A 2686-nucleotide genomic window follows, 5' to 3' on the forward strand; every position below is an offset into this window, starting at 1 on the left:
AGGTCGCGAGGTGTCGAGTTGATGTCCTCAGCGGCAGCCGACCAGGGCCAGCCGGTGCCTCAGTGAGAGGTCTCGAGGCCCTTGGGCAGGTGGCCGGCGGAGTTTTCGTAGTACTGGGCGGCCTTGCGGGTCGTGTAGGTCTTGATGGCTGCCGCGATCAGGCCGGTCAACGCGGCATACGCGACCGCCTGGAGGATCGGGCTCTCGGGGTCGGCCGGGTCGATGTCATCCTGACCCGTGGTCTTCCAGATCTGGTCGGCCACCTTGGTGGCCACCAGTGTCGCCACGACGGCCGAACTCGCGGCGAGGGCCTTCCAGACGATGCTTCCCATGCGCCAACTCTCGCACACGCGCGGCTCCGGGAGGAGGGTCGCCGGGGCTATGCTGGCCGGTGTCAACGACAGGGGAGCGCTCCGGCGCTGAGAGTGCGGGCAACCGCAGACCCTCGCACCTGATCCGGTTCGCACCGGCGTAGGGAGTCGGGATTCTCAGGTCCTGCCGCGGCCTACCTCGTATGCCGTGGTGCGGCCTCCCCGAGGTATCCATCGGATTCCACGGGAGAAGGAAGAACACATGAGCACCACCATCGAGCGCACGCGCAGCATCCGCGCCACCGCGCCACTGGCCGCCTGGCGGACGGTCGACATCCTCACCATCGCCTTCCTCGGCGCGGCCTTCGGCATCGCCTATTGGGGGTGGGGACTGGCCTACCAGGCGCCGTCGACCGCGCTGACGACGATCTTCCCGCCGCTCACCGGCATCACCGCCGCGCCTTGGCTCGTCGCGGGCGTCGTCGGCGGACTCGTCGTGCGCCGCCCGGGTGCGGCCCTGCTCTGCGAGGTCGTCGCGGCTCTGGTCTCGATGATCCCGGGCACCCAGTGGGGGTTCACGACGCTGATCAGCGGCATCCTCCAGGGACTCGGCGCCGAGTTCGCCTTCCTGCTGCTCGGGTACAGCGTCTACGGCCTGGGTGCCGCCATCTTCGCCGGGGCCATGGCGGCACCGTTGGAGGCGGTCTACGAGTGGTTCGTCTACTGGACGGACTGGGGTTGGGGTTACAAGATCGCCTACCTCTTCATCCTCACCGCGGCCGGCGCCTTCATCGCCGGCACCCTCGGCTGGCTGATCACGCGGGCTCTGGCAGCGGCGGGGGCGCTCAACGCCTTCCCGCCCGGTCAGGAGCTGCGGGAGTCCCGCTCTGTCTGAGCCGCGCGGCGGTCGGGTCGAGGTCCGCGGACTGACGTGGCGGCCCTACGGTCGCCGCGAGCCGGTGCTGCGCGACCTCGACCTGGCCATCGAGGCCGGTGAGCGGGTCCTGCTCGTCGGGCCGTCGGGGTCAGGCAAGTCCACCCTGCTGCGCGCGCTCGCCGGGCTGCTCGAGACCGCGGACGCCGGAGAGCGCACCGGGTCGGTGACCATCGACGGAGCCGTCGCCGGCGAACGGCCAGGCGCGGTCGGACTGGTCCTCCAGGAGCCGGGTGCCGGCGTGGTCGCCTCCACCGTCGAGCGCGACATCGCCTTCGGCCCCGAGAACGTCGGTATGCCGCGCGCCGCCATGCCCGAACTCGTCACCTCCGCGCTCGCGCAGGTCGGGCTCGACCTGCCCCTGTCGACTCCGACCGATGCGCTCTCCGGCGGCCAGACGCAACGGTTGGCCCTCGCCGGCGCCCTTGCGCTGGAGCCGACGGTGCTGCTGCTCGACGAACCGACCGCGATGCTGGCCGCGGCCGATGCGGCCGTCGTGCGGGCCTCGGTCGACGCCGCGGTGCGCGAGCAGGGCTTGACGCTCGTGGTCGTCGAACACGTGCTGGGTCCGTGGATCGACCTCGTCGACCGGCTCATCGTGCTCGATGCCTCGGGGGTGATCGTCGCGGACGGGCCGGTGCGCGAGACCTTGGCCACGCGGCATACGGAATTGGTGGGGATGGGTGTCTGGGTGCCCGGTGCCGGCGCCCCCGATCCGCTCCCCGTCGACCCTGCCCTGGTGGGAGCCCCCCACCTGGGACCCGCGCACCCCAGACAGTCGAGTGAGGAGAACACGCGGTCTGCGGTGCGGCCACGCCGCATGTTCTCCTCACTCGACTGTCTGGAGGCGACGCCGCTGACCGTGACGCGACGGACGGCCACTGTCGACGGCATCGTCACCGAGCGGGTCGCGGCCCGACTGGAGGAGCCCCTGCGGCTGGCACCCGGGGAGCTTGCCGCACTCGTCGGTCGCAGCGGATCGGGGAAGTCGACGATCCTGCATGCGCTGGCCGGCTTCCTCGTGCCCGCCAAGGGGACGCTCCGGGTGGGCGATGACGAGGATCCCGCGAGACTCGAGCCAGTGGAGTTGGCGCGTCGCCTCGCGTGGATCCCGCAATGGGCGAGCTCGACGATCGTCACTGGTCGGGTCCTCGACGAGGTGCTCCTCACCTCGCGGCAACTCGGCGACGACACGCCCGGTCTCGAGGATCGCGCCCGGGGCCTGCTCGAGACCCTCGGGCTGGGGCGGTTGGCGGATGCCGACCCACGCCACCTCTCCGGGGGCGAGATGCGACGGCTGGCGATCGCCTCGGCGATCCTCCACGGCCCCGACATCGTGCTCGCGGACGAGCCCACCGTCGGGCAGGACCGACACACCTGGGCCGCCATCGTCGGATTGCTCGCTGCCTATCGCGCGCAGGGAGGGGCGATCGTCACCGCC

3 protein-coding genes and 1 riboswitch are annotated in these 2686 nt (G+C 71.4%); of the genes, 2 read left to right on the plus strand and 1 reads right to left on the minus strand.

Features of this window, described 5'->3' with window-relative positions:
* Positions 1–59: 59 nt before the first annotated feature.
* Positions 60–332 (minus strand): DUF4235 domain-containing protein, encoded by a 273-nt coding sequence (locus tag BN10_RS14235; protein ID WP_010851954.1) that lies wholly within the window; start codon positions 330–332, stop codon positions 60–62.
* Positions 333–392: 60 nt separating this feature from the next.
* A riboswitch (TPP riboswitch) is annotated at positions 393–495 on the plus strand.
* A 78-nt stretch (positions 496–573) separates the two neighbouring features.
* Between BN10_RS14235 and BN10_RS14240 the strand changes: the two genes are divergently transcribed.
* Together BN10_RS14240 and BN10_RS14245 are read left to right on the plus strand one after the other, a co-directional pair.
* Positions 574–1206, plus strand: coding sequence for an ECF transporter S component (locus BN10_RS14240; protein ID WP_010851955.1), 633 nt, complete (start codon positions 574–576; stop codon positions 1204–1206).
* Between the two features lie 64 nt (positions 1207–1270).
* Positions 1271–2686 (plus strand): ABC transporter ATP-binding protein (locus BN10_RS14245; protein ID WP_233354324.1); only part of this gene is annotated, 1416 nt, incomplete at its 3' end.

This window comes from Phycicoccus elongatus Lp2 (assembly GCF_000367525.1).
Classification (GTDB): domain Bacteria; phylum Actinomycetota; class Actinomycetes; order Actinomycetales; family Dermatophilaceae; genus Phycicoccus_A; species Phycicoccus_A elongatus.

Excerpts from the sequence above, each read along its gene's own strand:
- BN10_RS14235 (WP_010851954.1), bottom strand. The coding sequence starts at position 332 with ATGGGAAGCATCGTCTGGAAGGCCCTCGCCGCGAGTTCGGCCGTCGTG.
- BN10_RS14240 (WP_010851955.1), top strand. The coding sequence starts at position 574 with ATGAGCACCACCATCGAGCGCACGCGCAGCATCCGCGCCACCGCGCCA.